This is a genomic window from Methylovorus glucosotrophus (assembly GCF_009858335.1).
GTDB lineage: Bacteria > Pseudomonadota > Gammaproteobacteria > Burkholderiales > Methylophilaceae > Methylovorus > Methylovorus glucosotrophus.
The window spans coordinates 326,428-352,430 of record NZ_VMSE01000002.1; the positions used below are offsets into that span (position 1 = coordinate 326,428).

A 26,003-nucleotide genomic window follows, 5' to 3' on the forward strand; every position below is an offset into this window, starting at 1 on the left:
CAGCATGAAACTTTCTCCGTCTATCCGCTCGCCCCGCGCTGACATGATATGCATGGCATATGCGCGGCTGTTGCTGCCACTGGTGCTTGTCAGCCTGTTGCCCGGCTGCGCCACGTTTTCGCGGGATGGCGGATTTGATCAGGTGGCTTCCACGGTGAAAGCCAAAACCGGTAAGGAGATACGCTGGGTCAAGTCTGAAGACGAGCGTCACGCTCTGGATGCGCGTATCGCGCAACTGTTGCAGCAGCCCATCAGCGTGGACGATGCCGTGCAGATTGCCTTGCTGAATAACCGTGGCCTGCAGGCATCGTATGCCGAGCTGGGTATTTCAGAGGCTGATCTGGTGCAGGCCGGGCGCTTGCCCAATCCGCGCTTTTCCATGCTGCGCGCCAGCCGCGACGGCGAATACAAGATCGAACAGGCGCTGACCTTCAATATTTTTTCGCTGGTGACCATGCCCAAGGCCACCGCCATCGAGCGCCGCCGCTTTGAGCAAACCCAGCGTCAGGTCTCGCTGGAGGTATTGCGACTGGCGACTGCTACCCGCAAAGCGTATTTCAGCGCGCTGGCTGCCGCGCAATCCGAACGCTACATGCAGCAGGTAATGCGGGCGGCCGAGACCAGTGCCACGCTGGCGCAGCGCATGAAGAAGGCAGGCAACTGGAGCACACTGGATGAGGCGCGTGAGCAAGGTTTTTATGCCGATGCCACCTTAGGCGCAAGCCGTGCCCGCCAGGCCAGCTTGCAGGCTACCGAGCAGCTCACCCGCTTGATGGGCCTGGATCACACGCACTACACTTTGCCCGAGCGCATGCCGGATTTGCCCGCGCATGCAGAAGACCCGGCCAATCTGGAGCAGACCGCTTTGCAGCAGCGCATGGATGTGCAGATGATGAAGCTGCAAACCGAAGCTCTGGCCGGGCAATTGGGCCTCACCAAAACCACGCGCTTCATCAATGTGCTGGAGCTGGGCCCTGCCCGCGTGCTGGAAGGACGACGCTCGGACCCCTACAAAAATGGCGTGGAGATTTCGTTGGAGATTCCCTTGTTTGACTGGGGCAGCACCCGCGTAGCGAGGGCGGAATCCACCTATATGCAGGCCGTGAACCAACTGGCGCAAGTGGCGGTGGAAGCCAGATCAGAAGTGCGCGAGGGCTATGGGCGTTACCGCGCCAGTTACGATATTGCCCGGCAGTATCGCGATAGTGTGGTGCCTATCCGTCAGAAAATCGCCGAAGAAAACCAGCTGCGCTATAACGGCATGCTGGTCAGCGTGTTTGATTTGCTGGCAGATGCACGGGCGCAGATTGCCAGTGTGAACAGCTACATCGAGGCCTTGCGTGATTTCTGGCTGTCGCAAAGCGATATGGAAATGGCCTTGATCGGCAAGCCGGATTTTTCTACGCCAGCTTCGGCGCTGACTGCCCAATAAAGCCAGCCCAACCCAGGCGCAAGTGATCAACAGGACAGGATAACGATATGGTGTCTAGGCGTGATTTTCTTAAAGGGGCCAGTCTGGCCGGGGTAGCCGCTACCGCGGCCACGGTCAGCAAGGTCGCCATGGCGGCGTTGCCGGAGATCATCTCGGTGAGCGATGCCGACACCCAGGCGCCGCACATGCCGGATACTGGCCGTCCATATAACCCGGTCGTCACTCTCAATGGCTGGACCTTGCCGTGGCGCATGCGCAATGGCGTAAAGGAGTTTCATCTGGTGGCCGAGCCGGTAGTGCGCGAATTGGCGCCCGGCATGAAAGCGCATTTATGGGGCTACAACGGTCAGAGCCCCGGCCCAACCATAGAAGTGGTGGAAGGTGACCGCGTGCGCATTTACGTCACCAATCGCCTGCCCGAGCATACTTCCATGCACTGGCATGGCCAGCGCCTGCCCAATGGCATGGATGGCGTCACTGGCCTGACCCAGCCAGGCATCAAGCCCGGCAAGACTTTTGCCTATGAATTTGTCGCGCAGCGGGCGGGCACCTTTATGTATCACCCGCATGCCGATGAAATGACGCAGATGGCGATGGGCATGATGGGCTTCTGGGTCACGCATCCGAAAAACCCCGCCACCATGGCGGTGGACCGCGATTTTGTGTTCCTGATCAATGCCTACGATATTGACCCAGGTGCTTACACACCGCGCATCAACACCATGCTGAATTTCAATCTGTGGACGTTTAACAGCCGGGTGTTTCCGGGGATCAGCCCCATGGTGGTGAATCAGGGCGACCGCGTGCGCATCCGCGTCGGCAATCTCAGCATGACCAATCATCCCATTCATATTCATGGGCACGAGTTCATGGTGACGGGTACCGACGGCGGCTGGGTGCCACCCAGCGCGCGCTGGCCCGAAGTGACAACCGACATTGCAGTGGGCCAGATGCGGGCGCTGGAATTCAAGGCCGATGCACCGGGCGACTGGGCGTTTCATTGCCATAAAAGCCATCACACCATGAATGCCATGGGGCATGACGTGCCCACCATGCTGGGCGTGGAGCAGCGCGATTTGAAGCAGCAGTTGCAAGGCTTGTTGCCGGATTACATGGCCATGGGTCAGCACGGCATGGCGGATATGGCCGAGATGCAAATGCCGCTGCCTGACAACACCTTGCCGATGATGTCGGGCCAGGGCCAGTTTGGCGGGGTGGAGATGGGCGGCATGTTTACCACCGTCAAAATCCGCAAGGGCATCGCCAAACATGATTATCGCGACCCCGGCCATTACCAGCACCCCGCCGGTACCGTCGCCTGGGAAGTGGAAAACGATCTTCCGCCGGTTGAGCGCCCCGCGGACACCGACGCCCACGGTGGCGTTGAAGTACAGGTGCGCAAACCCGGCGACCACATGCAGCATTAACCTGAATGGAAGTTACTCATGAGCAAACCCGGTATTCGTGTTTTATGGACTTTTAACCTGATCGGCATGATGGCCTTGCCGCTAACGGTATTCGCGCATGAAGGAATGACGCATGACGCCACGGCGACTGCTGCTGCAGATGCCGACATCAGCACCACCCAGGGCGAAGTGCGTAAGATCAATCTGGAGCAAGGCACCATCACGCTACGCCATGGCGATATCAAAAACCTGGGGATGCCGGGCATGACCATGGTGTTTGTCGCGCAGGATAAAGCAATGCTGAACGGCTTGGCAGAGGGCGACCCGGTGGTGTTTCGCGCTGAGCGGCTGAATGGGGTGCTGATGGTGATTGCCATCCAGAAACAGGGGGCGGCCAGTTCATCGTCAAATCCGGCGCCCTGAGTCAGCTTCGCGATGCAAGGCTGATGTCATGAAGATAGCGCGGCTGGACATGGCATTCAATTCATCGCAAAGACCATAAAAAAAGCCCCGGTTTCCCGGGGCTTTTTACTTGATGGCGAGGCTTGCAGCCTCTGCATCAGGCATTGATTACATCATGCCGCCCATGCCACCCATACCGCCCATGTCGCCGCCGCCCATCGCAGGCGCGTCTTCCTTAGGCAGTTCTGCAACCAGTGCGTCGGTTGTCAGAATCAGGGATGCAACAGAAGCTGCATTTTGCAGTGCGGAACGGGTTACCTTGGCTGGGTCCAGAACGCCCAGTTCAACCAGGTCACCGTAAGTGCCGTTGGCAGCGTTGTAACCATAGTTACCCTTGCCTTCCAGAACCTTGTTAACCACAACAGATGGTTCGTCACCAGCGTTAGCCACGATCTGGCGCAGAGGCTCTTCAATCGCGCGCAGCACGATCTTGATACCAGCGTCCTGATCAGCGTTGTCGCCCTTCAGTTCCTTGATGGCAGCGCGAGCACGCAGCAGAGCCACGCCGCCGCCAGCCACGATACCTTCTTCAACAGCAGCGCGGGTAGCGTGCAATGCATCTTCCACACGTGCTTTCTTTTCCTTCATTTCGATTTCGGTAGCCGCGCCAACCTTGATCACAGCAACACCGCCAGCCAGCTTGGCTACGCGCTCTTGCAGTTTTTCACGGTCGTAGTCGCTGGTAGCGTCTTCGATTTGCTTTTTGATCTGGTCAATACGGCTCTTGATGGTGTCTTCAACGCCAGCACCGTCGATGATGGTGGTGTTTTCTTTGCCCACTTCAATGCGCTTGGCTTGGCCCAGGTCGTTCAGGGTTACGCTTTCCAGCTTCAGGCCCACTTCTTCAGCAATCACGGTACCGCCGGTCAGGATGGCGATATCTTCCAGCATGGCCTTGCGACGGTCACCAAAGCCTGGAGCCTTGACAGCCACAGTCTTCAGGATGCCGCGGATGTTGTTCACTACCAGGGTAGCCAGGGCTTCGCCTTCGATGTCTTCAGCAATGATCAGCAGAGGACGGCCAGACTTCGCTACTTGCTCCAGGGCTGGCAGCAGGTCACGAATGTTGGAGATCTTCTTGTCGTGCAGCAGCACGAATGGATTTTCCAGCAGGGCGATTTGACGCTCTGGGTTGTTGATGAAGTAAGGAGACAGGTAACCGCGGTCAAACTGCATGCCTTCCACCACGTCCAGCTCGTTTTCCAGGCCGGAACCGTCTTCCACGGTGATCACGCCTTCTTTGCCTACCTTGTCCATGGCATCCGCAATGATCTGACCGATGTCAGCATCGGAGTTGGCGGAGATGGAACCCACTTGAGCAATTTCCTTGCTGGTGGTGGTTGGCTTGGAGATCGCCTTGATTTCTTCCACGATCGCCACAACAGCCTTGTCGATACCGCGCTTCAGGTCAGCTGGGTTGAAACCGGCAGCTACATATTTGAAGCCTTCACGTACGATGGCTTGAGCCAGTACGGTAGCAGTCGTGGTGCCGTCACCAGCGTTGTCGGAAGTCTTGGAAGCCACTTCCTTCACCAGTTGTGCGCCCATGTTTTCCAGCTTGTCTTTGAGCTCGATTTCCTTGGCAACGGATACACCGTCCTTGGTCACGGTAGGGGCTCCGAAAGAGCGCTCCAGCACCACGTTACGGCCTTTAGGACCCAGCGTTACCTTAACGGCATTTGCCAGAATGTTCACACCGTTAACGATTTTGGCACGTGCCTCATCGCCAAAAATTACTTGTTTTGCAGCCATTGTTAATTCTCCTGAATCTAGATTCGGTTAAGGGATGCGTCGCAATTAAGCTTCAACAACGCCCAGAATGTCTTCCTCACGCAGTACCAGCACTTCTTCGCCATTAACCTTCACAGCCTGGCCTGCATACTTGCCGAACAACACCTTGTCGCCCACTTTCACATCCAGAGCGATAGCCTTGCCGCTGTCATCTTTCTTGCCAGGACCAACAGCGATCACTTCGCCTTGATCGGGCTTCTCAGCAGCAGTATCTGGAATGACGATGCCGGATGCTGTTTTACGTTCTTCTTCCAAGCGCTTAACAATCACGCGGTCATGCAATGGACGAATTGCCATGAGTTACTCTCCTTGATTAAAGTCATTTTTTGACATTGGGTTGATCAGAATTCGGGTCGGGATGGATGCTGTTAGCACTCATGCCTATAGAGTGCTAATAATAAGGGCGGGGGTGGGTTTTTTCAAGAGAGGGGTGAGTCTTTTTCTTGCGGGGAGGCTAGCCATGGATCATGGCGATGCCATTTAGGTGCCATTTTACCGGGTTGCGGCGGCGTGATGGCACCCTGCTTTCTAAATCAGTGTCAGTTGAGCCTTGAGCTGCATGTAGGCCTTGGATTCATGAAAAACGGGCATGAAGGCTTCAAACGCTTCAATCGACAACGGCCGGCTGAAGAGATAGCCCTGGTATTTCATGCAGCCTTTATTCAGAAGGTAGTTCAGCTGCTCGGTGGTTTCCACGCCTTCTGCAATCAGCATCATGTTGAGGTTTTTGCTGAGTACGACCAGGGTTTCCACAATCGCTTTGTCGCTTTCGTTGGTCAGCAGGTCGCGCACAAACGATTGGTCTATTTTCAACTGTTCAAATGGCAGGTGCTTCAGGTAGTTGAGTGAGGAGTAGCCAGTGCCAAAGTCATCCAGTGACCAGCTGATGCCGAAGGCACGCAGGGCTTTCATCTTCTGGATGGTGGTGTCGACATCCTTCGCCAGCATGCTTTCGGTGAGTTCGAGTTTTAGCTGCGCTGGCGTGGCGCCGCTGCGCATCACGATCTCGATGACTTCCTGCACGAAGTCGGGCTGCCTGAGCTGCGATGCGCTGACATTCACCGAGATGCTGAGATGCGCCATGTTGGGGTCTTTAGACCACTTAACCAGTTGGGCACACGCTTCTTTCAGCACCCATGTGCCAATAGGCTGGATCAGGCCGGTTTCTTCGGCTGCGGCGATAAAGACGCCCGGGGGAATCATCCCGCGCACGGGATGTTGCCAGCGTAGCAGGGCTTCCGCCCCGAAAATATTGCCTACGGCATCCACCTGCGGCTGATAATGCAGGCGGAACTGGCCTTGCGCCAGCGCCGCACGCATATCGGCATACAGCGAATGACGCGTGGAAATGTCGGTTTGCATGACAATCAGCGCCACACCCAGAATCGCGAGTGCAGCCAGGTTGTTAATCCATGCTCCCAGCAGGCGAATCTCCTGATCGGCGATCAGCTCGGGTTTGACGATGCCGATATGAGAGCTCGCAAAAATCAGGCAGCACGCCAGCAAGGTAAATGGCAGCACCAGACGCAGATAGAGATTTTCCTTGCGAAATATCAGCGAGGCGCCCGCCGCCACCGGCAGAAAATACATATGAACCGAGCGGGGGACATCCTGCGTTGGCACATCCAGCCAGCAGATCACGCAAAGCATTACCAGCAACCCATGCGCCATGCTGATCGCCACCAAGCGCTCGCGCCCGGCGTTGATGAGAATGAGGGTGTAGATCCCCAGGGCAATCAGAATGGCATGGGACGCCATCAACACCCATTTGCCATGACACAGATAATAGGCGCCCCACATGCCGCAGAGCATGATCAGCGACCATCCGCCAATCGCCAGCAACATTCTTACCCGCAGGTTGTGCGGTTCCTGCGCATAGGGTGGAAGCTCATGTCGCAATAACTTGAACAAGAACCGTAATGGCATCGGCAGGCTATTCAGATGGGGCATGGCACATTGCCCCTGGCGAACGATACGGTCGCGATGGCATCCGCCTCCATCAGAAAAGCCGCCAGGCAATCTGCAGCGGGTCGAGGTCTCATTGCCAGTCTGGTAATCACTAACTACTTTCCGTTGAATTTATCTCCAGCCACGCCACGCAGGGCGATAGCCGCCTGACAGCCAAGCCTCAGCTCACGCTGGGCTCACATGTCTGATGCGGGTGATACATCATGGAAATTGCAAAGCGCCGAATACATTCACCCTTGCGGTAAACGGCAGTCCCGCTACCTTAGGCATGCGCCCTTAGGTCGGAAACTTTGCGTCCCTGCCTTTCAGCAGGTTTGCCTTTCAATAACGGCGCTAAGTTCATCAAACTTTGCTGGGGATGTCAACTGCGGAAGCCTTACATGCGGTACACCTGGCTGGAAGGCGGCAGTACAATTTAGGCATTACGGTTAGTTGCCGGCCGACCCTGCGGGCAGTCAGGCAACATATTATTAACGTTGCAGGCGGCGCATATCGTACAAGCCATCTTGCACCGAAAGGAGCATACACGCATGACAATCCAATCCAACGTCACTACCCTGCTCGAAAGCAAAGGCATCGCTTTCAAGATTGTCGAAATTCCGCTTAGCGAAGACAAAAAGCCCATCCGTAGTCTTGAGGAGTTGCTCTCTGCGCAGGGCTTGGAGCCGCAGTCGGTGGTACGTAGTGTGGTGTTCAAGGGTGAGCAGAGCGGGTTTTGCCTGCTGGCGGTGGCGGGTGGTGGTCGGGCGGACTGGGCGTTGTTGCGTAACTTTCTGGGGGAGCGCAAGTGCCGTATGGCGGAGTATGCCGAGGTGCCGGAAGCGACCGGGTATGTGGTGGGTGCGGTGCCGCCGATTGCCTTGCCTGAGGGCTTGCGGGTGCTGGTGGATACCAGTGTTTCTGCGTATGAGACGGTGGTGATAGGCAGTGGCGTGCTGGGTTATGCGCTGGCATTGAAGTCGGCGGATTTGCTGAGTCTGTTGCAAGATAAGCCGCAGGGCAGCTTCGTCAAGGTCGAGTAGTTTATCGGGGCGGTATCGCGGGCACGCCTCGTTCGCTTCGCGATACAATAAGGCCTCACGCCAGTGAGGTGGGAAATCGTGATCCCCTCTCGTCTGGTCCTCCACATTGCCTGACCCCACAAGGATGCAACATTAAGCTCGCTCCCAGCCTGGTCGTTTCCGAAAATCCCGCGGATCCGTTCCGGTACATTATTTCTGTGCGTGCCATGTGCGATCTGGTTGCCCGCCGCGGTGATCTGGATCAGCGCTTTACGCCTGCGCCCACGGCGCTGGAGGGGATGATGGGGCATACTTCGGTCACGTCCAACCGCAATGCGAGCTACGAGACCGAGATTGCGCTCACCGGCGAGTACCAGAATATTTTTGTGCGGGGCCGGGCCGATGGTTATGACCCGGAGTTGAACCAGCTGGAGGAGATCAAGACCTTCAAGGGCCTGCTGGAGCGCATGCCGGAAAACCATCGCTTCCTGCACTGGGCGCAGGCCAAGGTATATGCCGCGCTGCTGTCGCAGGAGCGTGAGCTGCACGAGATCAATACCACGCTGGTGTATTACAACGTATCGAGCAAAACGGAAGAGCCGCTAAGCGAGCTTTATACGGCGGAGGCGCTGGCGGCGTATTTCAACGCGCAGTGTGCCCAGCTGCGCACCTGGGCGGACCGCGAGGTGGCACATCGTTTGCGTCGCAACCTGCAGCTCACGGCCTTGCAGTTTCCGCATCCCACTTTTCGTACCGGGCAGCGCGTGCTGTCAGAATCCGTGTACAAAACGGCGAGCCTGGGCAAATGCCTGATGGCGCAGGCGACGACCGGCATCGGCAAAACGCTGGGCACGCTTTTCCCCCTGCTGAAAGCCATGCCGGAAAAGAAGCTGGACAAGATTTTCTTTCTTACCGCGAAAACCTCCGGACGCAAACTGGCGCTCGATGCCATTCATGTGATTCATGCGGCCAACCCGGACCTGAGCTTGCGCACGCTGGAACTGGTGGCGCGCGAAAAAGCCTGCGAACATCCCGACAAAAGCTGCCATGGCGATTCCTGCCCGTTGGCCAAGGGTTTTTACGATCGCTTGCCGCAGGCGCGCATACAGGCGCTTGAGCGTGGCATGATGGACCGCGAGGCACTGGCGGCGGTGGCGCGGCAACATCAGATCTGCCCCTATTACCTGGCGCAGGATCTGGTGAGCTGGAGTGATGTGGTGGTGGGCGATTACAACTACTACTTTGATCTCTATGCCGTGCTGTATGCGGGTACGGTGATGAATGAATGGCGCGTAAGCATCCTGGTGGATGAGGCGCACAACATGATAGAGCGCGGCCGCAAGATGTATAGCGCCGAGCTGGATCAGCAGGCGTTTGAGGTTATGCGGCAGGAAGCCCCTAAATCGCTGAAAACGCCGCTGGAAAAACTCAGCCAAGCCTGGAGCAGCATGGTGCAGCCGCAGGTGGCGCCGTATGAAGTCTATCCGGCGATTGAGGAAGACTTTGAGCTTTCGCTGCAGCGGGTGGTCACCCGCATTACCGATTATCTGGCGCTGCACCCGACCGATAATGCCGCCAGCCTGCTGAATTTCTATTTTGATGCGCTGCAGTTTGTCACGCTGGCCGATGCCTTTGGCCCGCATTCCATGTTTGATATCACGCTGAAAGAGGGCCGCGCTAATCTGTTGCAGGCAAACACGGTGCTATGCATACGCAATATCGTGCCTGCGCCATTTCTCAAGACGCGCTTTGACGCCGCGCAATCGGCCACGCTGTTTTCTGCCACGCTCAGCCCTTCGCATTTTTACAGTGACATGCTGGGCCTGCCGGATAAAACGCCGTTTATCGATGTGCCATCGCCATTCAGCCCGGAGCAGCTGGACGTGCGGCTGGTGACGCATATTTCCACGCGCTATCTGCGGCGGCGCCACTCGGTGATGCCGATAGCCCAGCTCATGGCCAAACAATACAAAGCCCGGCCGGGCAACTATCTGCTGTTTGTAAGCAGCTTTGATTATCTGCAGCAGGTATACGAGCTATTTACCGAGCGTTATCCCGATATTCCGGTGCGGCAGCAATCGCGCATGATGACGGAGCAGGACAGGGAAGCCTTCATCAATCGCTTTACCGAAACCTCGGAAGGCATTGCGTTTGCTGTGCTGGGCGGCGCTTTCGGTGAGGGCATCGATTTGCCGGGTGATCGGCTGGTGGGCGCCTTTGTCGCCACCATAGGCTTGCCGCAGATCAACGAGGTAAATGAGCAGATGCGGGAACGCATGGAAGAGATATTTGGCGCGGGCTATGAGTACACCTATCTCTACCCCGGCCTGCAAAAAGTGGTACAGGCGGCGGGCCGTGTGATTCGTACGCGGGAGGACACAGGGGCCATCTACCTGATTGATGACCGCTATTCGCAAGCCGAGGTGCGCGCCCTGCTGCCCACCTGGTGGGATATCCGTTAAGGCTTTCGGCCCGGGCTGCCTGGTGTTGAAGCAGCCCGATCCAGCCACTCAACCCTCGTCAGGCCGCTTCGCTTTTTCGTGCATCGGCTATCTGCCGTTGCAGCAAATGCAGCACATGCCGCTCAATGGCATCCAGCGCCCAGGGGGCATCCTTATCTTTGGTTTCCTGCTCCACGGCCTCCAATAATTTTCCCGCCATATAGGTTTCGATAATCAGCGGGTGCACATAACACTTGCGGCAGATGGTAGGGGTATTGCCCAGCTTGCGGGCGGCTTCGGTGATGGCCTGCACCACATTCTTTTTGGCCTGGGTCTGGTTTTCAAAGGCATCCAGCGTGGTGAGCGATTGAAAGGTATGCAAGGTGCCAGACCAGGTTCTGAAATCCTTGGCGGTATAGTCGCGACCGGTAATGCTTTTGAGATAGGCATTCACGTCCGATGAACTCACCGCATGGCGTTCGCCGGTGTCATCCACATACTGAAACAGGGCCTGCCCGGGCAGGTCTTTCATCTTGCGCACCAGTCTGGCCAGCCTGGCGTTTTGCAACTCGATGGCATGTTCCACCCGGCTTTTGCCACGGAAGTGAAAGGCGATACGGCCGCCCTGTACATCCACATGGCGGTTGCGCAGGGTGGTGAGGCCAAAGGAGCGATTGGTGCGGGCATATTCATCATTGCCGACCCGTATCATGGTTTTTTCCAGCAGGGCGATGACCAGTGCCAGCACTTTCTCCCGGCACAACCCTGGCTTGGCAAGGTCGGCATCTACCTGTTTGCGTATCAGCGGTAAATGCAAAGCGAAATCCAGCATGTGCGCGTATTTGGCTTCATCGCGGATGGCGCGCCACTCCTTGTGGTAGCGGTACTGCTTGCGACCCTTGGCGTCTATCCCCGTAGCCTGAATATGCCCATTGGCATACGGGCATATCCACACGTCTTGCCAGGCGGGTGGAATGGCGAGTGCCCGGATGCGCGCCAGATGCGTTTTTTCATGCAAGGGGCGGCCTTGCCGATCCACATAACGAAAGCCCTTGGCCGTGCGCTTGCGGGCAAAGCCGGGCGTGCCGTCATTCACATAACGCAGCCGTGCAGCTTCGGCAGAGAGCGCCATGTCGCCATGCAATTCGGCGCCAAGGGCGTCGTTGAGCTGTACCGTACATTCATCAAGCGGGGTATTGGGCATCGCATGCTTTCAACGGAGGGGTGTGTACTTGATGACCCGCCCAGGCGGCGAAAAGTGCCATAAGAAAAGTCGGGCCCTTGCATACAGCGAGCCGGGATAATGCATGAGAGTTGAGCGAGGCGAGGGTATCTGCTCCGGTTTTTTTTGCAGGAACTGCATCTGTTGGGGTTAGGCCCCCTGTTTTATGATGTGCCTTTCGTTGATAGCGGCTGGGGCAGACATGCAGATTGTGGCAGTAACCAAAAAAGATCAGGACTTGCTGTTTGCCTCGGGCAATACCTTGCGCATTTCGGTGGAGCGCATGTTTGAGGTCGGCATCTACGAAGGGGCGGCTGAAGTGGCGCGTATCCGCTTTGAAGCGCTGTCATCGCTCAATAATCTGGAGCTGCCACCTTTGTATCGCCTATCCGCCGCGTCGGTGACGGCCGCCATGCCGCGCGAGCAGCTGGCCGATGCCGGTCGCGCCGCCATTGCCTTGTTTCAGTACTACACCAATGGCAGCGTGCGCGTGCCGGATGACATGCAGGCGACGCTGGCGCTGGCCTGATCAGCGAATATGCTCGGGAATCAGTCTGGCCAGCGTATGCAGGGCCTGCTCGATTTCGCTGGTCCATTCATGGCCGTAATTCAGCCGTATATATTCTGAAAACTGCCGCTGCGCCGAGAACATGGGGCCGGGAGCAATGCTGATGCCCAGCTCCAGGCAGTGCTGATGCAGCGAGAGCGCATCGGTACCTTCCGGCAGTTTCAGCCATAGAAAATAACCCCCGGCCGGGCGCGTGAGCTGCGTGCCAGCAGGGAAGACCTGCTCAATGGTTTCAATAAAGCGAATCTGCTGCATCAGCAGGGTGTGCCGCAAGGCCCGCAGGTGCCGGTCATAGCCGCCCATGGCGAGATAGGCCGCCAGCGTTTGCTGCACCGGCGCCGGTGCGGCGAGCGTGGTGGTCAGCTTGATGCGCTCTATGGTTTTGGCAAAGCGGCCTGCCGCTACCCAGCCCACGCGGTAGCCCGGCGCCAGACATTTGGAAAACGACGAGCAATGCATGACCAACCCTTCGGTATCAAATGCCTTGGCCGGCTTGGGGCGCTGCTGCCCAAAATACAGTTCGCCATACACATCGTCTTCGATCAGCGGCACCTGGTAGCGCTGCAGCAAAGCCACCAGAGCCTGCTTTTTATCTTCCGGCATCAGGCTGCCCAGCGGATTCTGAAAATTGGTCATCAGCCAGCAGGCCGCTGGTTTGTGCTGTTCCAGCGCCGCCGCCATGGCATCCAGATTAACGCCGGTTTTGGGGTGGCTGGGGATTTCAATGGCATTCAGTCCGTTACGCTCAATGGCCTGCAACGCGGCATAAAAGGTCGGACATTCGATCAGGATGCTATCGCCGGGTTTGGAGACCGCGGCCAGGCAGAGATTCAGCGCTTCCAGCGCGCCATTGGTAATCACGATGTCATCGGTGGGTACACTGAAACCATCGATCATGTAACGCACGGCAATCTGGCGGCGCAGGTTTTCATCGCCCGGGCTCAAGTCGCGCACCGAGCTCCACGGGTCCATGTGCTGGGCGATGGAGGCCATGGTGCGTCCCAGTTTTTTCAGCGGAAACAGCAAAGGGCTGGGAAAGGCGGACCCCAGTGGCACCACCGTGCGATTGCGGGTGGCACCCAGGATATCAAACACCAGCTCGCTCACATCCACCGGCGTCAGATAAGGATGCGCCACCGGGTGCGCGGCCAGCTCCGGCAGGGTTGAACTGCCGCCGCTGACGTAATAGCCAGAGCGCTCTTTTACCGTAATCAGGCCGCGCGCTTCCAGCAGGTAATACGCCTCAAACACGGTAGACGCATTCACCGCATGGCTGGCGCTGGCCTGGCGCACCGAAGGCAATTTATCGCCCTTGCGCAACACACCGGTGCGTATGGATTCGGCAATCTCTTCCGCCAGTTTTTCGTATTTTTTCATGGCTGGGCCTTGCAGCTGATCATGCAGGCAGTATAAATCTGATATGGTTTTTTATATAGTTTCTGCATCTGTTTTATCTTGCTGGCGAGTTTTAACATGGCACACACTCAAATGAATGGAGCCAGCCATGCAAGCGGTTATTGCCGGTGCTGCCAAGCCCGCCAGAAAAATCATTCCCATCGTGCCGTATGCGGTCAAGGGCAAATATCGCAATCTCAAGACCGGGATTCTGCTCCTGGCCTACACGGTTTATTTTGGCCTGCCATGGCTCACCTGGCATGGCGCGGCGCGCAGCGGTCAGCCCTTGCTGTTTGACCTCGCCAATTCCCGCTTCTTTTTGTTTGATATCGTGATCTTCCCGCAGGACCTCATGGTGCTGATGGCGATCATGGTCATGGCGGCCACCATGCTGTTTGTGTCGGCGGCGCTGTATGGGCGTGTGTTCTGCGGGTTTTTCTGTTTTCAGACCCTGTGGACCGATGCCTTTCGCATGATAGAAGGCTGGGTGCAGGGCGAGGCGCAGGCCCGTATCCGCTTGACGAAACAACCCTGGGGCCTGGAGAAAATCGCCAAGCTGGGGCTCACCCACGCGCTCTGGCTTGTCCTGGCGTTGGCAACCGCCGTGACCTTTACCCTGTATTTTGCTGATGCCCGCCAGCTGATATCCGCCATCTGGGAGGGCCGTGCGCCCATGGCGGCCTATACCGCCATCGCCACCATCACCGCCACTACCTATGTCGCCGCCGGCTTCGCCCGCGAGAACATCTGCCGCGTGGCTTGCCCCTATGGCAAATTCCAGAGCGCCATGCAGGATCCACTGACCAAAACCGTGGTCTACGATGCTGCCCGGGGTGAACGCACCCAAGGCCGCCAGCCACCTGCCAAAGCGCTCAAGGAGCCGGGATCTCGCCAGCAGCAAGGCGTGGGTGACTGTATTGATTGCGGCTATTGCGTCAATGTCTGCCCCACCGGTGTGGATATCCGCAAAGGTTTTCAGATTGACTGCATTGCCTGTGGCTTGTGTATTGATGCCTGCAATACCATCATGAAATCCATCCAGCTGCCCACTGGCCTGATTGATTTCCGCCAGGCCGCGGCCGTCGAGCCTGCGGCCAAATCTGCCACCGTCAGCTTTGCCAGCCGCCTCAAGCAATATGGCTACCTGGGGCTGATGGCATTGGCGATTGTCTTCTTTGCCTACAAGATTCAGCACCTGGAGCCCTTTGTCGCCAATATCCAGCAGGACCAGCCGCTGGTGACCCGCATGTCCAATGGCGATCTCAAGAGCCGCTACATCGTGCGCCTCACCAATAAAGAAGCCCAGGCGCAGACCTATGTGCTCACCCTGCAAGGCTTGCCACCCGATGCTTCCCCTGCGCGGCATGTGATGCATGTGCCCTCCGGCAAGACCTACGCCAGCACGTTCAGCATTGTGGTGTCACCGCAGGTAGCGCAAACCCTGCAAGGCTTTACCGCCGTGATTACACCCATGGAAGCGCATGAACGCGCCGAGCCTGAACAAGCGCAGGAATTCAGTCTGGCATATTCGTCAGGCCAGGCTCACTGAGCAACTCGCATTTCTGCACGGGCGGTTATCACTATCCAATAATCCGGTGACGGCTTTTCTTGAGCCGAGTTTTTTCCTTGCATAGCATCCCTGGGTATTTAAACCATTTGTTTAATCTACCCAGGGGTAAACCATGTCATTGTTTGAGCAGCTTGCAGATAGGGTGTCACAGTACCAGCAGCAACTTAAAAAAGGGCGGTACCCCTTTCTTGCCACTGAAACGTCGGGCTTAAGCCGAGCCTGGGTGTTAAAACAACATGCCGATGGCTGCCGCCCGGTCAAGGCCCAGGCCAGTATCGCCATGGATAAATCGCCACCGCCGCTGGATGATGAGCCACCAGAGCCCGCACCCAGCCGCACATCCGCGCCCCCTGGCACAGGCAACACGCCACCCGCCACCGCGCAAAAGTCCCGTTCATCGCAAGTGGATGACGATGACGACGATGAAGAAGACTGCCCGCCACCGTTCGACATGCTCGATCTGCCAAAAGGCATGGCAGCCATGGGCTTCAAATACGCCGCCTACTGCGCCCGGCGCTGGTTCAATGGCCGTGCCCACGTTATCCCCGATAAATCCGACACCATGTTTGATGAAGCCTTTGTGGATACCGACAACCTCAAACTAAGCTGGGTGCTGGGCTTTGGCGATGTGCGCAAGCATTACAACTGGCTGCTGGATAGTGAGTTGGAGTCCACGGCCCATGAAAATATTTACAACAGTCCGGCTCGAAAAGAGCTTGTAAATAAATTTGAGCGCTTTATGAAGCGCTACGATTATCAGTACACTGGCACTCTGGATACGCTGGCGAACTGTGACAATGATAAGCAGCTTTTGCACAAGCGCTTCCAGTTTCAGCATGCCGATGTCCCCATGCTGGATGTGATTGCCAATCTCAAAACCGCTTATCAGGGCGTGGGCATGAACGACCTCGCCGCCGCCATTGGCAATTTCAGCCTGTATGCCGCCATTGCCAGTGCTGAAATCAGAGTGGCCCGCTACAATCGGTACGATCCTGTCCCATGGCGACAATGCCTGCATGCCACTGTCACCATCACCCATGTCTATGTTTATGCAAGAGACTACTATTCCTTTAACGATGCTGGGCACTCTGTTTCTCAGTACCTGGGACATTGGAACCATAGAGGTGTAATCATTGCCTTGGATGGTGCCATAGCAGACGTTATATCCAAGAAACTTGCTTCAAAGCGCAGATTTGAATTAGCTAATGATGCCCGCTACTACCTGCCCTCTATTCCAGACCACATCGACAAGCCGGTGGACATCAAGAGTCAGTTGCGTAAGGGGAATGTGTATTATCCGATCCGCAATCGTGACTTTCGCAGATGGCGCGAGCTTAAAATACGCGGTGGTGACTTTGTGATCTATTCTGATCTTAAGCGCATCAAACTGACCAAGCCTATCGTGGTTGATCTAGGAGAAGTATGCTGGGAGTACGAGCGATGATTATCAAAAGGATACTTCGCTTACTGCTAATTCTCGCGGCTATCCCCTATCTTTTCTGGTTATTCATGATGCGGGCAGACCTCGATGATTATTTTCGATGTGACCTTTACAACGAAGAAATGAATGGCGGCATCCATACCTTTCAGGGTCAGCAATACAACATTGTTCTTTGTGGACTGGCTGGAGGTATTGATCCAAGCAATTTCCAGGATGACGAAATCCTTCTCAGAGTTTACTCCATGCAGGGCGAGCTACTGGCCGAGCGCTACTTCGAGTTTAACTGGGAACTCCGCGAACTTGAGTATGGCAACGACTACCTGATCTACGCGGATGGTGGAGGTGCCGGATTTGAAACCCGCATGGCGATGCCACCCACCCGGTTGGATTGGATACGTGCCAGATTGCCGAGGCTGTGGCCGTGACTTTCCTACAACAAGGGCAGCATCTGTGGCGGGGCGGGGACATCCTGGAATAACAGGGAGGGATTGTGCAGCACCTGGGTCATTTCCTTGGCGGGCAGGGGTTTGCTGAACAGGAAGCCTTGCATCTTGGAGCAGCCCAGGGATTGCAGGGTGTGCATTTGCGGGATGGTTTCCACGCCTTCGGCGATGAGGTCGAGCTTGAAGCCGTTGGCGATACCGGCAATCGCCGAGATGATGGAGGCGTTTTCGCTGGTGCTGCTGATGTCGCTGACAAAGGATTTGTCGATTTTGACGCTGTGGATGGGGAAGCGACGCAGGTAAGCCAGCGAGGAGTAGCAGGTGCCAAAGTCGTCCAGGGCGATCTTGATGCCGTGGCTGCCCAGCTCTTTCAGCTTGCTGATGGAGCTTTCCACATCGCGCATCAGCAGGTTTTCGGTAATCTCGATTTCAAACAGGTCTTCGCTCAGCTGGTGGTGGCGTATCGGCGTCAAAATGCGGCTGACAAAGGCATCTTCTTCCACCAGTTGCGGTGAGATATTGATCGCCAGGCTGAAGTTGTTGAGCCCGGCATCCTGCCATTGCCGCATCTGCACACAAGCTTCTTCCAGCAGCATTTCACCCAGGGCGTGGATAAGGCCGGTTTCTTCTGCCAGCGGGATGAATTCCAGCGGCGAGACCAGGCCCAGCTCGGGGTGATGCCAGCGCGCCAGGGCTTCGAGGCCGATGACGCAATGACCATCCAGATGAATCTTGGGTTGGTAGTACAGCACAATCTGGCGTTTTTCGATGGCGCGCCGCAGCTCGTTTTCCAGCGACAGCTTTTTGTGGAACATGCTGTTCATGCTTGGATCGTAATACTGGAAGCCATTCTTGCCGCGCCATTTGACGTGGTACATGGCAATGTCGGCGCGCTTGATCAGGTTTTCGATGGAGTCGCCATGGTCCGGGTAAATGGCGATGCCGATACTGGATGAAATGAAGATTTCGCGATCATCCAGCATGAAGGGGCGCTTCAGCTCATCAAAAATCTTCTGCGCGATGACAGTCGCATCGTCGGGCTGATTCAGCTCGTGCAGCAGCATGGTGAATTCATCACCGCCCATGCGCGCCAGCGTATCCTGCTCGCGCATGCAGTTGCGCAGGCGGGCTGCCACTTGCTTCAGGAGCTCATCGCCATACAGATGGCCTAACGTATCGTTCACCCATTTAAAGCGGTCCAGATCCAGGAACATGATCGCCAGCTTGTGCTTGTTGCGCTTGGCGTGATGGATGGCGACGGTTAAGCGGTCCTTGAACAGCATGCGGTTGGGTAGGTCGGTCAGCGTATCGTGGTAGGCCTGGTGGGTGATGGCCTGCTCGGCTTTTTTGCGCTCGGTAATGTCGCGCGCCACGCCATAGGTGCCGTTGAAGGGCGTGCCATGTTCCGGGTGCGTGCCATAAATGCCCATGGCATTGATGACCACCGTAATGTAATTCTGCTCGGGCTGGCGGCGTTCACTGCGTCGCTCCTGGCAGCGCAGGCGCAGCTCCACGTTCTTGGCGGCGCGGTTGCCGGTGCGGCGCTCATTGAAGGCGTGGTGCGCGCGCTCGTAGTCTTCTTCGTGGATCAGCAGCGTGTAGTGCTTGCCCAGCATGGTCTCGCGTGAATAACCCAGCAGGGTTTCCACACGGTTGTTGATGAAGGTGAAGTTTCCGTTGTCATCCAGCGTGTAGATGATGTCGGGCGAGCTGTCGATCAGGTACTGGTAGAGCGTTTCTGATTCTTCCAGCCGGGCGTGGATGGATTTGTTCTGCAGCTCGAGCCGGGAGTGTTCCAGCGCGTTTTCAATCGTGCGCAGCAGCTCTTCCGGCTGGTAGGGTTTGCGCAAAAAGTCATAAGCGCCATGGCGCATGGCATCAATCGCGGCATTCAGGGTTTTGGTGCCACTGATGACGACCACGGGAATGCGTTGCTTGCCCTTGGGCAGTTGCATCAGCACCTCATGCCCGGTCATGCCCGGCATGGAAAGGTCCAGCAGCATCAGGTCAAAGCGCTGCTCGGCAACGAGATCAAGCGCGGCAAAGCCAGAGTTGCACACGTGGGCAACATAGCCATGGATTTCGACCAGGTATTTCAGGCTTTCCGCCAGCCGCACATTGTCATCGACAATAAGCAGCCGCGCCAGCGGCGCTGTTTCGGCAACCGGCTTGGGTGAGGCGTTGATGGGGTAGATGCTCGACATGGTGCCCTTTTATTCCATTAATGCCAGATCGCTGGCTTCGGATTGCAGAGGCAGGCGCACGTCAAAGCTGGTGCCCTGGGGGGATGTTCGGCAGGCCATGCTGCCATGCAGGGATTTGATAATGTCGTTGCTGATGGTGAGCCCGATGCCGCCATGGTTGCCGCCCTTGGTGCTGGTTTGCGGGCTGAACAAGCGTGCCATCACCTCATCGGGGATGCCATGGCCGGTGTCGCTGACCTGAATCAGCAGCATGGGTTCTTCGCCAGCGCGGTTTTCCACATGGGTGGCAATGGTAAGTGTGCCGCCATTCGGCATGGCTTCGGCGGCATTGCGGATCAGATTGACCAGCACTTGCCGCAACTGATACGGAATGGTGGTGACTTCCGGGAGGTTCGGCAGCAGCGCTTCCACTACATCCACGCCAGCGGGTTCCAGGTAAGTCTGGCGATGCAGGGTAATCAGGTCCAGTACCATCTGGTTGATATCCACACTGGCGGCGCTGTAGCTTTGGCCATTGGAATACAGCTCGCCGATCATGACGCCGATGCGGTCGATCTCTTCATTGACGATGCTGATGTCATCGCTTTGCATGCCGTTTTTCAGCATGCGCTGCTCTAAAATCGCGAGGTAGTTTTTAACCGTGGTGAGCGGGTTGCTGGTTTCATGCACAAACCGTCGCAAGCGTTCTTTTTGCGCTTCGCCTGCCAGCATGTCATCGGCCGGTTGGCCGCTGGCGGCCAGGCGGCTGGCGGCAATGCGGGCAAGGGCGGTGGGGATGGACATTTGCGTGTCCAGCAGCAGAAACTCGGGCTGATCCAGCGCCAGCACCATCACGCCCATGGGCTTGCCTTTCAGCATCATCGGCACGCACAGCATGCCAGCGGCATTGCTCATGCGCATCATCTGCTTGTCTGGCAAGGTGGCCTTGCTGCCACGGAAGGCTTCAAAACTATGGCGGGCCGCCTGCGCAAGCCAGGTGTCGGCAATCAGGCTGACATCCTGCTGGGTCGGCAGAATGAAATCGGCCACCCATTTCTGGTCAGCCTGCAGCGGCTTGCCGATGAGGGTGGTCTGGGTTTCATTGGGCACAAACAGCATCAGCTGCTTGCTGTGGCAAATCAGCCGCGCCAGCTTTTGCAGTTGCAGCAGCAGGGCTTCTTCATCCGGCTGCTGGCTGAGCGTGCTTTCCATGTGGTTGATCAGCGCATTGCTTGCCACGCCTTGCATCAGGCGGTCATCAATATTGGACGACGGTGCAAGCAGCGCTTGGGCACGGTTGCCAAGCGCACCCAGCAGGGCGTCGATATCTTCGGCTTCCGGGGCGCTGTCCATGCCCAGCGCGGGTTTTTCGGCTTCCAGGTTGAGCGAGATCGCCAGCACATCAATCTGCTGATGGCTGATGCTGACAATTTCATCCAGCGCGGTTTCGCTCAGATTGAACCAGCGCTCGGCCAGTTCGGCCAGGGCGGGTTTGTCACGGATATTCTGCTGTGCCAGCAGATTGGCCAGGTAGACAATCTTGATCAGCGCCGGCGAATGTTCCAGCTGTGCGGCAGGAAGATGGTGATAGGCAATCGCATCTTCCAGGAAGGACTTTACCTGCCAGTTCTTGATGACCCAGGCGCCCAGCTCGCAATGGTCGATGCCAAAGCGCGCGGCTTCACTCTCGATGTAGTTGGGCAGGGATTCGTCGATGGCAAAAAACGCCTGGTACTGGGCGTTGAATCCACTCAAGAGCCCCAGGCGGCCGATGTCGTGCAGCAGGCCGGAAATATAGGCTTCGTCAGTGGAAACCGCGCTGGTGCGGGCGGCCAGTGCCTTGCACAGCACGGCAGTGCGCAGCGAGTGATACCAGTAACTGGCGAGATCCTGCTGATTGCTCTTGAAGTAATCGCTCAGCATGCGCTGGAAGATAATGCTCAGGGTCAGCGTCTTGACCAGGTCCCAGCCCAAGTTGGAGATGCCGCTGTATACCGACAATACCTGGGTGCCGCGCTGGAAGGCCGCCGAGTTGGCTACTTGCAGGATGCGGGCGCTGATCACCACATCCATTTCCATCAAGTCCGCCAGCTTGCGCATGTCGGTATCTTCATCCTGCAGCATTTCCAGAATGCGCGTCAGCACCTGCGGAATAGACGGCAGCGCGCTGATCGTGACGTGATTCAGCACGATCTGCGCGTGATGGTCCGGCGTATATTGAGGCGATTGCTGCATGGGTTTATGGATTCAATGTCCGCGTTTTATAAATAGGCTACAAAAGGGCGGGACGCAAGAATCGTGCTCGCAAGGCGCATGCTATATAGACCCCCCTTGGAAAAACGCAATTAAACTACGTAAAATTTTCTGTTAAATAGCGATGTTTTTTTATAATTTGCCAACAAATTAAGGCACTTATGCCAAATTATTAAACCACAATGTATCATTGTGTGAATAAAGAGACAATACCGTGTCTTATCCCACAATTAATTTTTAGGATTTGTGTTATCCAACGACGGTCGGGCGCCAAGAAATGTGGTGCCGAAATCCCGTACTGACTGACCAGATTTCGACGTTGCCATGCTGGGAGGGAAACTGCCCGGTTTGGCGCCGGGCAGTTGGTGAGGCGGAGACTTAGAACTGCATCTGTGCCGAGAAGGCCAGGCTGCGCGGGGTGCCAAGGTAATAGGCGTTCAGCCAGTAATCCTTGTCGAACAGGTTATTCACATTCAAGCGCAAGGTCAGCGGGCGATTGGAGACCGTGGTTTGGTAACGTGCGCCAATATCCGCTGTGACAAAGGATGGCAGACGATCAGTGTTGGCGTCATCCGCATATTGCTTGCCGGTGTAGTAAACCCCGCCGGTGAGCGTCAGGCCTTCAACGCCCGGGATCTGATACTCGCTATATACCTTGGCAAACTGCTGTGCCACATTCATCGGCACATTGCCTGCGTTTTCCGATTTCTTCACCGTGGCATCCATTAGCGTCAGGCCGGTGATGACGGTGAGTCTATCGGTGGCTTTGCCGGTGGCGCCGAATTCTATGCCCTTGTGATTCTGGCGACCATTCTGGCGATAGACACTGCTTGAGCTGTCGATGACCTCCGTGTATTGATAGGCCTTTTCGATTTCAAAGATGGCGGTGGTTAGCAATACCTTGCCCACACTGGCTTTCAGGCCGAACTCCTGCTGACGGCTGACCATGGGTGGCATAACCTCACCATGGTTGGTATAAATCAGTGAAGTTGGCGCGCGACCACCTGCCTCCAGTCCTTCGATGTAGCTCAGGTAAGAGGTCAGCCATGGCATGGGCTTGTAAATCAGGGAGATCGCAGGCGAGGTCCGGCTCTTGTCATAGGAGGAGCTCTTGCTGTTGTCTTCGTTGTAGCTCAGCGACAGGATACGGCTGCGGTTTACCCCGGCCAGCATGGACCATTGCTCGTTGAAGGTCACCAGATCGCCCAGCATCAGGTTTTCATTGATATCGCGGCCTTTGGTATAAAGCGAGGCGGTGTCCGCAGCAAAGGCTGGTTTAGCGACATAGGTCGGACTGCGCATGGAAAATGGCCCTAGCGTGCTAGCGCCACTGTCGTAATCCGAGCCACGGAACAGGTCGGAATTCATGTAGTAGCCGGTGGTGAGCTTGTGCGAGATGCTGCCGGTATCAAAGCGGATATCGGCAAACGCCTGTCCCGCGTTATAGACATCCTCGCTATCGGCACCAGCCAGTGCCAGTTGCTGATAAGTGGTGGACGATTGCGGGTAATTGTAGGTGCCTGCAGTACCTTCGCGGTTGATGTAATCGCGCATGTAAGCGCCGCGCAGGGTGATGTTGTCATTCAGCTGGTAGGTCAGCTTGCTCATGAGCTTGGTATTGTGAAACTCATCACCACTCCATTTCTGGCCCCAGTATTTGCTGGTGTCGGGGGCGGAAGGGCGCTGAATGCCACTGGCCACATACCAGTAGGGTGAGACGGCATCAATTTTGTAGTGGTTGTAGACCGCGTTCAACTCCAGCAGCAGCTTGTCGGTGATCTGCCAATCGATGGCGCCGCTGATCAGTTCGCGCTGTATGCTTTGATGATCCAGCGCCGTGCCACCATCCTGCTTGACCACGTTCAGCCGATAGCCTGCGCGGCCTTCGTCGTCAATGCGGCCGCCAAAATCGCCATGCACATAGGCCTGGCTGCCACCGTAGTTACCCACAGTTACGCTGTTCAGGCGCTCCATGGTCGGGCGTTTGTACACGAAATTGATCATGCCGCCCGGGTTTGCTGCGCCATATAAAAAGCCGGAAAGGCCGTTCAACACTTCCACCCGTTCCTTGTCTTCCATGGTGGCAGCATGGTTGTAGGCGCGGCGCATGCCGTCTTCCGCTGTGTTATAGCCGTCAAAGCCGCGAATATTCACATTGGGGCTGAAGCCGGTGATCTGCGGCGTGGTGGTGCGGGTCGATGGGTTCAGCTTGTAGACATCATCTGGCGATTGCGCCTGGATATTCTGGATCAGCTCTTGCGGGATCACGCTGATCGCATAGGGCGTATCCTGCAGGCGCATGCTGCCGAGTGCGCCGACGGAGGAGATGGTCTTGACCCGATAGCCATCTGCGGCCTTGCCTTCTTCCTGCACGTTAGCGCTGGATTCGTTGGCGGCTGACACGCTGACTTCAGGCAGGGTAGTGGGCTCGGCATGGCTTTGCGGTTTTTCCACATTGGCCGGATTGGGCTTGAGGGTGTAGCTGCCATTGCTGCCTTTTACCGCCTGCAAACCGCTGCCGGCCAGCAGCGCGGTTAAGGCGTCTTCTGGCTGGTATTGCCCATTGATAGGTTTGGCCTGCTTGTTGCGCACCAGGTCGGCATCCACCCCGATCAGCATGCCGGTTTTGGCGGCCAGCTCGGTGAGGGCTTGCCCCAGTGGCTGGGCGGCGATCTGCAGATGGCTGGCAGTGCCGGTGTCGGCGGCGTGGGCCTGCGTCATCTGGCACAGGCACGCCACAATGGCGAGATGTAAAAGTGAGGCGCGGCCCCACGCTGGAGATGTTGTCATATGGACTCCCTGAGTTTGGTCATTGGAATTGAGAAGCTCTCAACTCCAATGACCGCGCTGAGGAAAAATCGGGCAGTCAGGAGTATTCGTCCCTTATATAAATCCTATAGAACGCTAGCGATCCGACGCAGGTTCGTTGCCGGCATCGACCAGCACGATGTAGTTCGAGTAGCGCTGAATGCGGATGGGCAAGGCCTGTTGCAGGATGCTGAGCGCCTTTTCGCTATCATCGGTGGGCAATACCCCGGTAAAGCGGAAGGCTTGGGTATCTGTCCTCAGCTTGAGCAGGCCGGGGCGGTATTCCGCCAGCCGTGCGATCACGGCACTGAGTGGTGCATCTTCAAATACCAGCCGTTGCATGTGCCAGCTATCGGCGAGTGCTGGGGCGGGCATCAGGGTGTATGCCTGCTGGGCGTCAAAGCGCAACTGTTCGCCTGCATATACTTTGCTGATGGTGGCTGAGTGGCGCGGCTTCACGGCTACCGTGGATTCCAGCACGGTGACGGTGCTACTGTCGGCATCCTGCCGCACCAGATAACGCGTACCCAGGGCAGTGGCCGTACCATCGCGATTTTCCACAATAAACGGGCGCTGCTGCGGGTCGTGCGCCACTTCGGCCAGCACTTCGCCCTCGGTCAGGCGTATGGTGCGGGTGTGGGCATCAAAGCGGATATCCACGGCGCTATGTGTATTCAGGGTGATGCGGCTGCCATCACTGAGGTTGATCTGGCGAATTTCGCCGGTCGATGTACGTTCATCTGCCAGCCAGTAGCGGGTGGTGGGCAGTTGCAGGCCGCCCAGCAGCAGCAAGGCACTCAGGGCGGTGCCGATCAGCGCCTTGCGCCTGCCCTTGCTGCGTTTTGGTTTCGCAGTGTCACCATGGTCCGCCAGGCTTTGCCACAGGGTTTGCATCTGACGAAATATCTCTGCGTGGCCAGGATGCTGCTGTTGCCATGCCTGGCAGGCCGCCTGCAATGCGGCACGCTGGGTGTCGCTTTCGGCCTCCGATAGCTGAATCAGCCATTCTGCGGCCTGCTGGCGTATCTCGGAAATGCTGGGCTGCGTCATCCCGGCGGAGGAGGCTGGCGTTGGCATGTCGTCGGGCATGATCAGGGCGCGCCGGGGTAGAGCCGGGCATGGCAATGCACCAGCGCCCGCGACAGGTACTGCTTCACGCTGCTTTCCGAGACTTGCATGGTAGCGGCGATCTCGCGATATCCCAGCCCATCGACACGAGCAAGCAGCAGGGCGCGCCGCGCTTTTTCATCCAGCTCTTCGCTCAGCATCAGCAATACCTGCGCCAGCAATTGCCGCGCCGAGCAGATGGTTTCCGGACTATGGCTGCTGTCATCGGCGTTGAGCAGTGCCACGGCTTGCAGGGTTTCCTGCTCCACCTGCCGCTTGCGGAATTCATTGATCATCAGCCGGTTGGCCGTCACCAGCAGGTAAGCCCTGGGCTCGCGGATGTCGGGGATGTTATCCAGCGCCAGCAGGCGGCTGAAGGTGTCGTGCGAAATATCCGCTGCATGGTGCGGGCAGCCCAGCTTCTTGCGCAGCCAGCCCATAAGCCAGCCCTGATGGTGGCGATAGAGCAGGCTTAGCCATTGATTGCGCAGATGAATCTGGGGGCTCAGCAT

The 26,003-nt window shown here is 57.0% G+C and carries 19 protein-coding genes and 1 riboswitch; of the genes, 9 read left to right on the forward strand and 10 right to left on the reverse strand.

Going from position 1 to position 26,003, the window contains the following annotated elements:
- Window positions 1-43: 43 nt before the first annotated feature.
- Genes FNL37_RS12650 through FNL37_RS12660 form a run of 3 tightly spaced genes read left to right on the forward strand, consistent with a single transcriptional unit; the run spans window position 44 to window position 3,261 of the window.
- On the forward strand, window positions 44-1,432 hold the full coding sequence (locus FNL37_RS12650; protein WP_159356541.1) for a TolC family protein: 1,389 nt from the start codon (window positions 44-46) through the stop codon (window positions 1,430-1,432).
- A 47-nt stretch (window positions 1,433-1,479) separates the two neighbouring features.
- Window positions 1,480-2,859: a multicopper oxidase family protein gene (locus FNL37_RS12655; RefSeq protein ID WP_015829321.1), complete on the forward strand. Its 1,380-nt coding sequence runs from the start codon at window positions 1,480-1,482 to the stop codon at window positions 2,857-2,859.
- A gap of 18 nt (window positions 2,860-2,877) precedes the next feature.
- The gene (locus tag FNL37_RS12660; protein WP_015829322.1) at window positions 2,878-3,261 is read left to right on the forward strand and encodes a copper-binding protein; all 384 of its coding nucleotides are present in this window, start codon (window positions 2,878-2,880) and stop codon (window positions 3,259-3,261) included.
- A 147-nt stretch (window positions 3,262-3,408) separates the two neighbouring features.
- Here the strand turns inward: FNL37_RS12660 and groL are convergent, their stop codons facing one another.
- The 3 genes from groL to FNL37_RS12675 all read right to left on the reverse strand — a co-directional run bounded on the left by groL (window position 3,409) and on the right by FNL37_RS12675 (window position 7,041).
- Window positions 3,409-5,052 carry a chaperonin GroEL gene (gene groL, locus FNL37_RS12665; RefSeq protein WP_013441225.1) on the reverse strand — a complete coding sequence of 548 codons (1,644 nt, stop codon included), beginning with the start codon at window positions 5,050-5,052 and terminating at the stop codon, window positions 3,409-3,411.
- 45 nt (window positions 5,053-5,097) lie between these two features.
- Complete coding sequence (gene groES, locus FNL37_RS12670; protein ID WP_013441226.1) at window positions 5,098-5,388, reverse strand: co-chaperone GroES; 291 nt, start codon at window positions 5,386-5,388, stop codon at window positions 5,098-5,100.
- Between the two features lie 231 nt (window positions 5,389-5,619).
- Complete coding sequence (locus FNL37_RS12675; RefSeq protein ID WP_015829323.1) at window positions 5,620-7,041, reverse strand: putative bifunctional diguanylate cyclase/phosphodiesterase; 1,422 nt, start codon at window positions 7,039-7,041, stop codon at window positions 5,620-5,622.
- Window positions 7,042-7,303: 262 nt separating this feature from the next.
- Window positions 7,304-7,388: riboswitch (cyclic di-GMP riboswitch) on the reverse strand.
- Between the two features lie 201 nt (window positions 7,389-7,589).
- Between FNL37_RS12675 and FNL37_RS12680 the strand changes: the two genes are divergently transcribed.
- Both FNL37_RS12680 and FNL37_RS12685 read left to right on the forward strand, forming a co-directional pair.
- On the forward strand, window positions 7,590-8,081 hold the full coding sequence (locus FNL37_RS12680; RefSeq protein WP_159356384.1) for an aminoacyl-tRNA deacylase: 492 nt from the start codon (window positions 7,590-7,592) through the stop codon (window positions 8,079-8,081).
- A 206-nt stretch (window positions 8,082-8,287) separates the two neighbouring features.
- A complete protein-coding gene (locus tag FNL37_RS12685; RefSeq protein ID WP_244948294.1) occupies window positions 8,288-10,522 on the forward strand; it encodes an ATP-dependent DNA helicase in 2,235 nt (744 codons plus the stop codon).
- Between the two features lie 58 nt (window positions 10,523-10,580).
- Here the strand turns inward: FNL37_RS12685 and FNL37_RS12690 are convergent, their stop codons facing one another.
- Window positions 10,581-11,705, reverse strand: a complete 1,125-nt coding sequence (locus tag FNL37_RS12690) for a DNA topoisomerase IB (protein ID WP_159356386.1) — start codon at window positions 11,703-11,705, stop codon at window positions 10,581-10,583.
- A gap of 220 nt (window positions 11,706-11,925) precedes the next feature.
- Here FNL37_RS12690 and FNL37_RS12695 point away from each other — a divergent pair, with 220 nt between their 5' ends.
- Window positions 11,926-12,252 carry a hypothetical protein gene (locus FNL37_RS12695; protein ID WP_244948295.1) on the forward strand — a complete coding sequence of 109 codons (327 nt, stop codon included), beginning with the start codon at window positions 11,926-11,928 and terminating at the stop codon, window positions 12,250-12,252.
- Here FNL37_RS12695 and FNL37_RS12700 read toward each other — a convergent pair whose 3' ends face one another.
- The gene (locus tag FNL37_RS12700) at window positions 12,253-13,668 is read right to left on the reverse strand and encodes an aminotransferase-like domain-containing protein (protein WP_159356388.1); all 1,416 of its coding nucleotides are present in this window, start codon (window positions 13,666-13,668) and stop codon (window positions 12,253-12,255) included.
- 127 nt (window positions 13,669-13,795) lie between these two features.
- On the opposite strand from FNL37_RS12700, the gene ccoG reads away from it, so the two are divergent.
- From ccoG to FNL37_RS12715, 3 genes are all read left to right on the forward strand, one after another.
- Window positions 13,796-15,235 carry a cytochrome c oxidase accessory protein CcoG gene (gene ccoG, locus FNL37_RS12705; protein WP_159356389.1) on the forward strand — a complete coding sequence of 480 codons (1,440 nt, stop codon included), beginning with the start codon at window positions 13,796-13,798 and terminating at the stop codon, window positions 15,233-15,235.
- Window positions 15,236-15,479: 244 nt separating this feature from the next.
- The gene (locus FNL37_RS12710) at window positions 15,480-16,700 is read left to right on the forward strand and encodes a DUF6402 family protein (RefSeq protein ID WP_159356390.1); all 1,221 of its coding nucleotides are present in this window, start codon (window positions 15,480-15,482) and stop codon (window positions 16,698-16,700) included.
- Window positions 16,679-17,122, forward strand: coding sequence for a hypothetical protein (locus tag FNL37_RS12715; RefSeq protein WP_159356391.1), 444 nt, complete (start codon window positions 16,679-16,681; stop codon window positions 17,120-17,122). The genes FNL37_RS12710 and FNL37_RS12715 overlap by 22 nt, the downstream gene beginning before the upstream one ends.
- 5 nt (window positions 17,123-17,127) lie before the next feature.
- Here the strand turns inward: FNL37_RS12715 and FNL37_RS12720 are convergent, their stop codons facing one another.
- From FNL37_RS12720 to FNL37_RS12740, 5 genes are all read right to left on the reverse strand, one after another.
- Complete coding sequence (locus tag FNL37_RS12720) at window positions 17,128-19,344, reverse strand: EAL domain-containing response regulator (protein ID WP_159356392.1); 2,217 nt, start codon at window positions 19,342-19,344, stop codon at window positions 17,128-17,130.
- A 9-nt stretch (window positions 19,345-19,353) separates the two neighbouring features.
- Window positions 19,354-21,558, reverse strand: a complete 2,205-nt coding sequence (locus FNL37_RS12725) for an HDOD domain-containing protein (protein WP_159356393.1) — start codon at window positions 21,556-21,558, stop codon at window positions 19,354-19,356.
- 396 nt (window positions 21,559-21,954) lie between these two features.
- Window positions 21,955-24,366 (reverse strand): TonB-dependent receptor, encoded by a 2,412-nt coding sequence (locus tag FNL37_RS12730; protein WP_244948296.1) that lies wholly within the window; start codon window positions 24,364-24,366, stop codon window positions 21,955-21,957.
- Window positions 24,367-24,480: 114 nt separating this feature from the next.
- Window positions 24,481-25,473, reverse strand: a complete 993-nt coding sequence (locus FNL37_RS12735) for a FecR family protein (RefSeq protein ID WP_159356394.1) — start codon at window positions 25,471-25,473, stop codon at window positions 24,481-24,483.
- A 2-nt stretch (window positions 25,474-25,475) separates the two neighbouring features.
- Window positions 25,476-26,003: a sigma-70 family RNA polymerase sigma factor gene (locus FNL37_RS12740; protein WP_013441242.1), complete on the reverse strand. Its 528-nt coding sequence runs from the start codon at window positions 26,001-26,003 to the stop codon at window positions 25,476-25,478.

Coding starts and splice junctions, on each gene's coding strand:
- FNL37_RS12685 (WP_244948294.1), top strand. CDS start 8,288: ATGTGCGATCTGGTTGCCCGCCGCGGTGATCTGGATCAGCGCTTTACG.
- ccoG (WP_159356389.1), top strand. CDS start 13,796: ATGCAAGCGGTTATTGCCGGTGCTGCCAAGCCCGCCAGAAAAATCATT.
- FNL37_RS12690 (WP_159356386.1), bottom strand. CDS start 11,705: ATGCCCAATACCCCGCTTGATGAATGTACGGTACAGCTCAACGACGCC.
- FNL37_RS12730 (WP_244948296.1), bottom strand. CDS start 24,366: ATGACAACATCTCCAGCGTGGGGCCGCGCCTCACTTTTACATCTCGCC.
- FNL37_RS12680 (WP_159356384.1), top strand. CDS start 7,590: ATGACAATCCAATCCAACGTCACTACCCTGCTCGAAAGCAAAGGCATC.
- groES (WP_013441226.1), bottom strand. CDS start 5,388: ATGGCAATTCGTCCATTGCATGACCGCGTGATTGTTAAGCGCTTGGAA.
- FNL37_RS12715 (WP_159356391.1), top strand. CDS start 16,679: ATGCTGGGAGTACGAGCGATGATTATCAAAAGGATACTTCGCTTACTG.
- FNL37_RS12675 (WP_015829323.1), bottom strand. CDS start 7,041: ATGCCCCATCTGAATAGCCTGCCGATGCCATTACGGTTCTTGTTCAAG.
- FNL37_RS12725 (WP_159356393.1), bottom strand. CDS start 21,558: ATGCAGCAATCGCCTCAATATACGCCGGACCATCACGCGCAGATCGTG.
- FNL37_RS12660 (WP_015829322.1), top strand. CDS start 2,878: ATGAGCAAACCCGGTATTCGTGTTTTATGGACTTTTAACCTGATCGGC.
- FNL37_RS12700 (WP_159356388.1), bottom strand. CDS start 13,668: ATGAAAAAATACGAAAAACTGGCGGAAGAGATTGCCGAATCCATACGC.
- groL (WP_013441225.1), bottom strand. CDS start 5,052: ATGGCTGCAAAACAAGTAATTTTTGGCGATGAGGCACGTGCCAAAATC.
- FNL37_RS12655 (WP_015829321.1), top strand. CDS start 1,480: ATGGTGTCTAGGCGTGATTTTCTTAAAGGGGCCAGTCTGGCCGGGGTA.
- FNL37_RS12695 (WP_244948295.1), top strand. CDS start 11,926: ATGCAGATTGTGGCAGTAACCAAAAAAGATCAGGACTTGCTGTTTGCC.
- FNL37_RS12740 (WP_013441242.1), bottom strand. CDS start 26,003: ATGCTGAGCCCCCAGATTCATCTGCGCAATCAATGGCTAAGCCTGCTC.
- FNL37_RS12735 (WP_159356394.1), bottom strand. CDS start 25,473: ATGCCCGACGACATGCCAACGCCAGCCTCCTCCGCCGGGATGACGCAG.
- FNL37_RS12650 (WP_159356541.1), top strand. CDS start 44: ATGATATGCATGGCATATGCGCGGCTGTTGCTGCCACTGGTGCTTGTC.
- FNL37_RS12720 (WP_159356392.1), bottom strand. CDS start 19,344: ATGTCGAGCATCTACCCCATCAACGCCTCACCCAAGCCGGTTGCCGAA.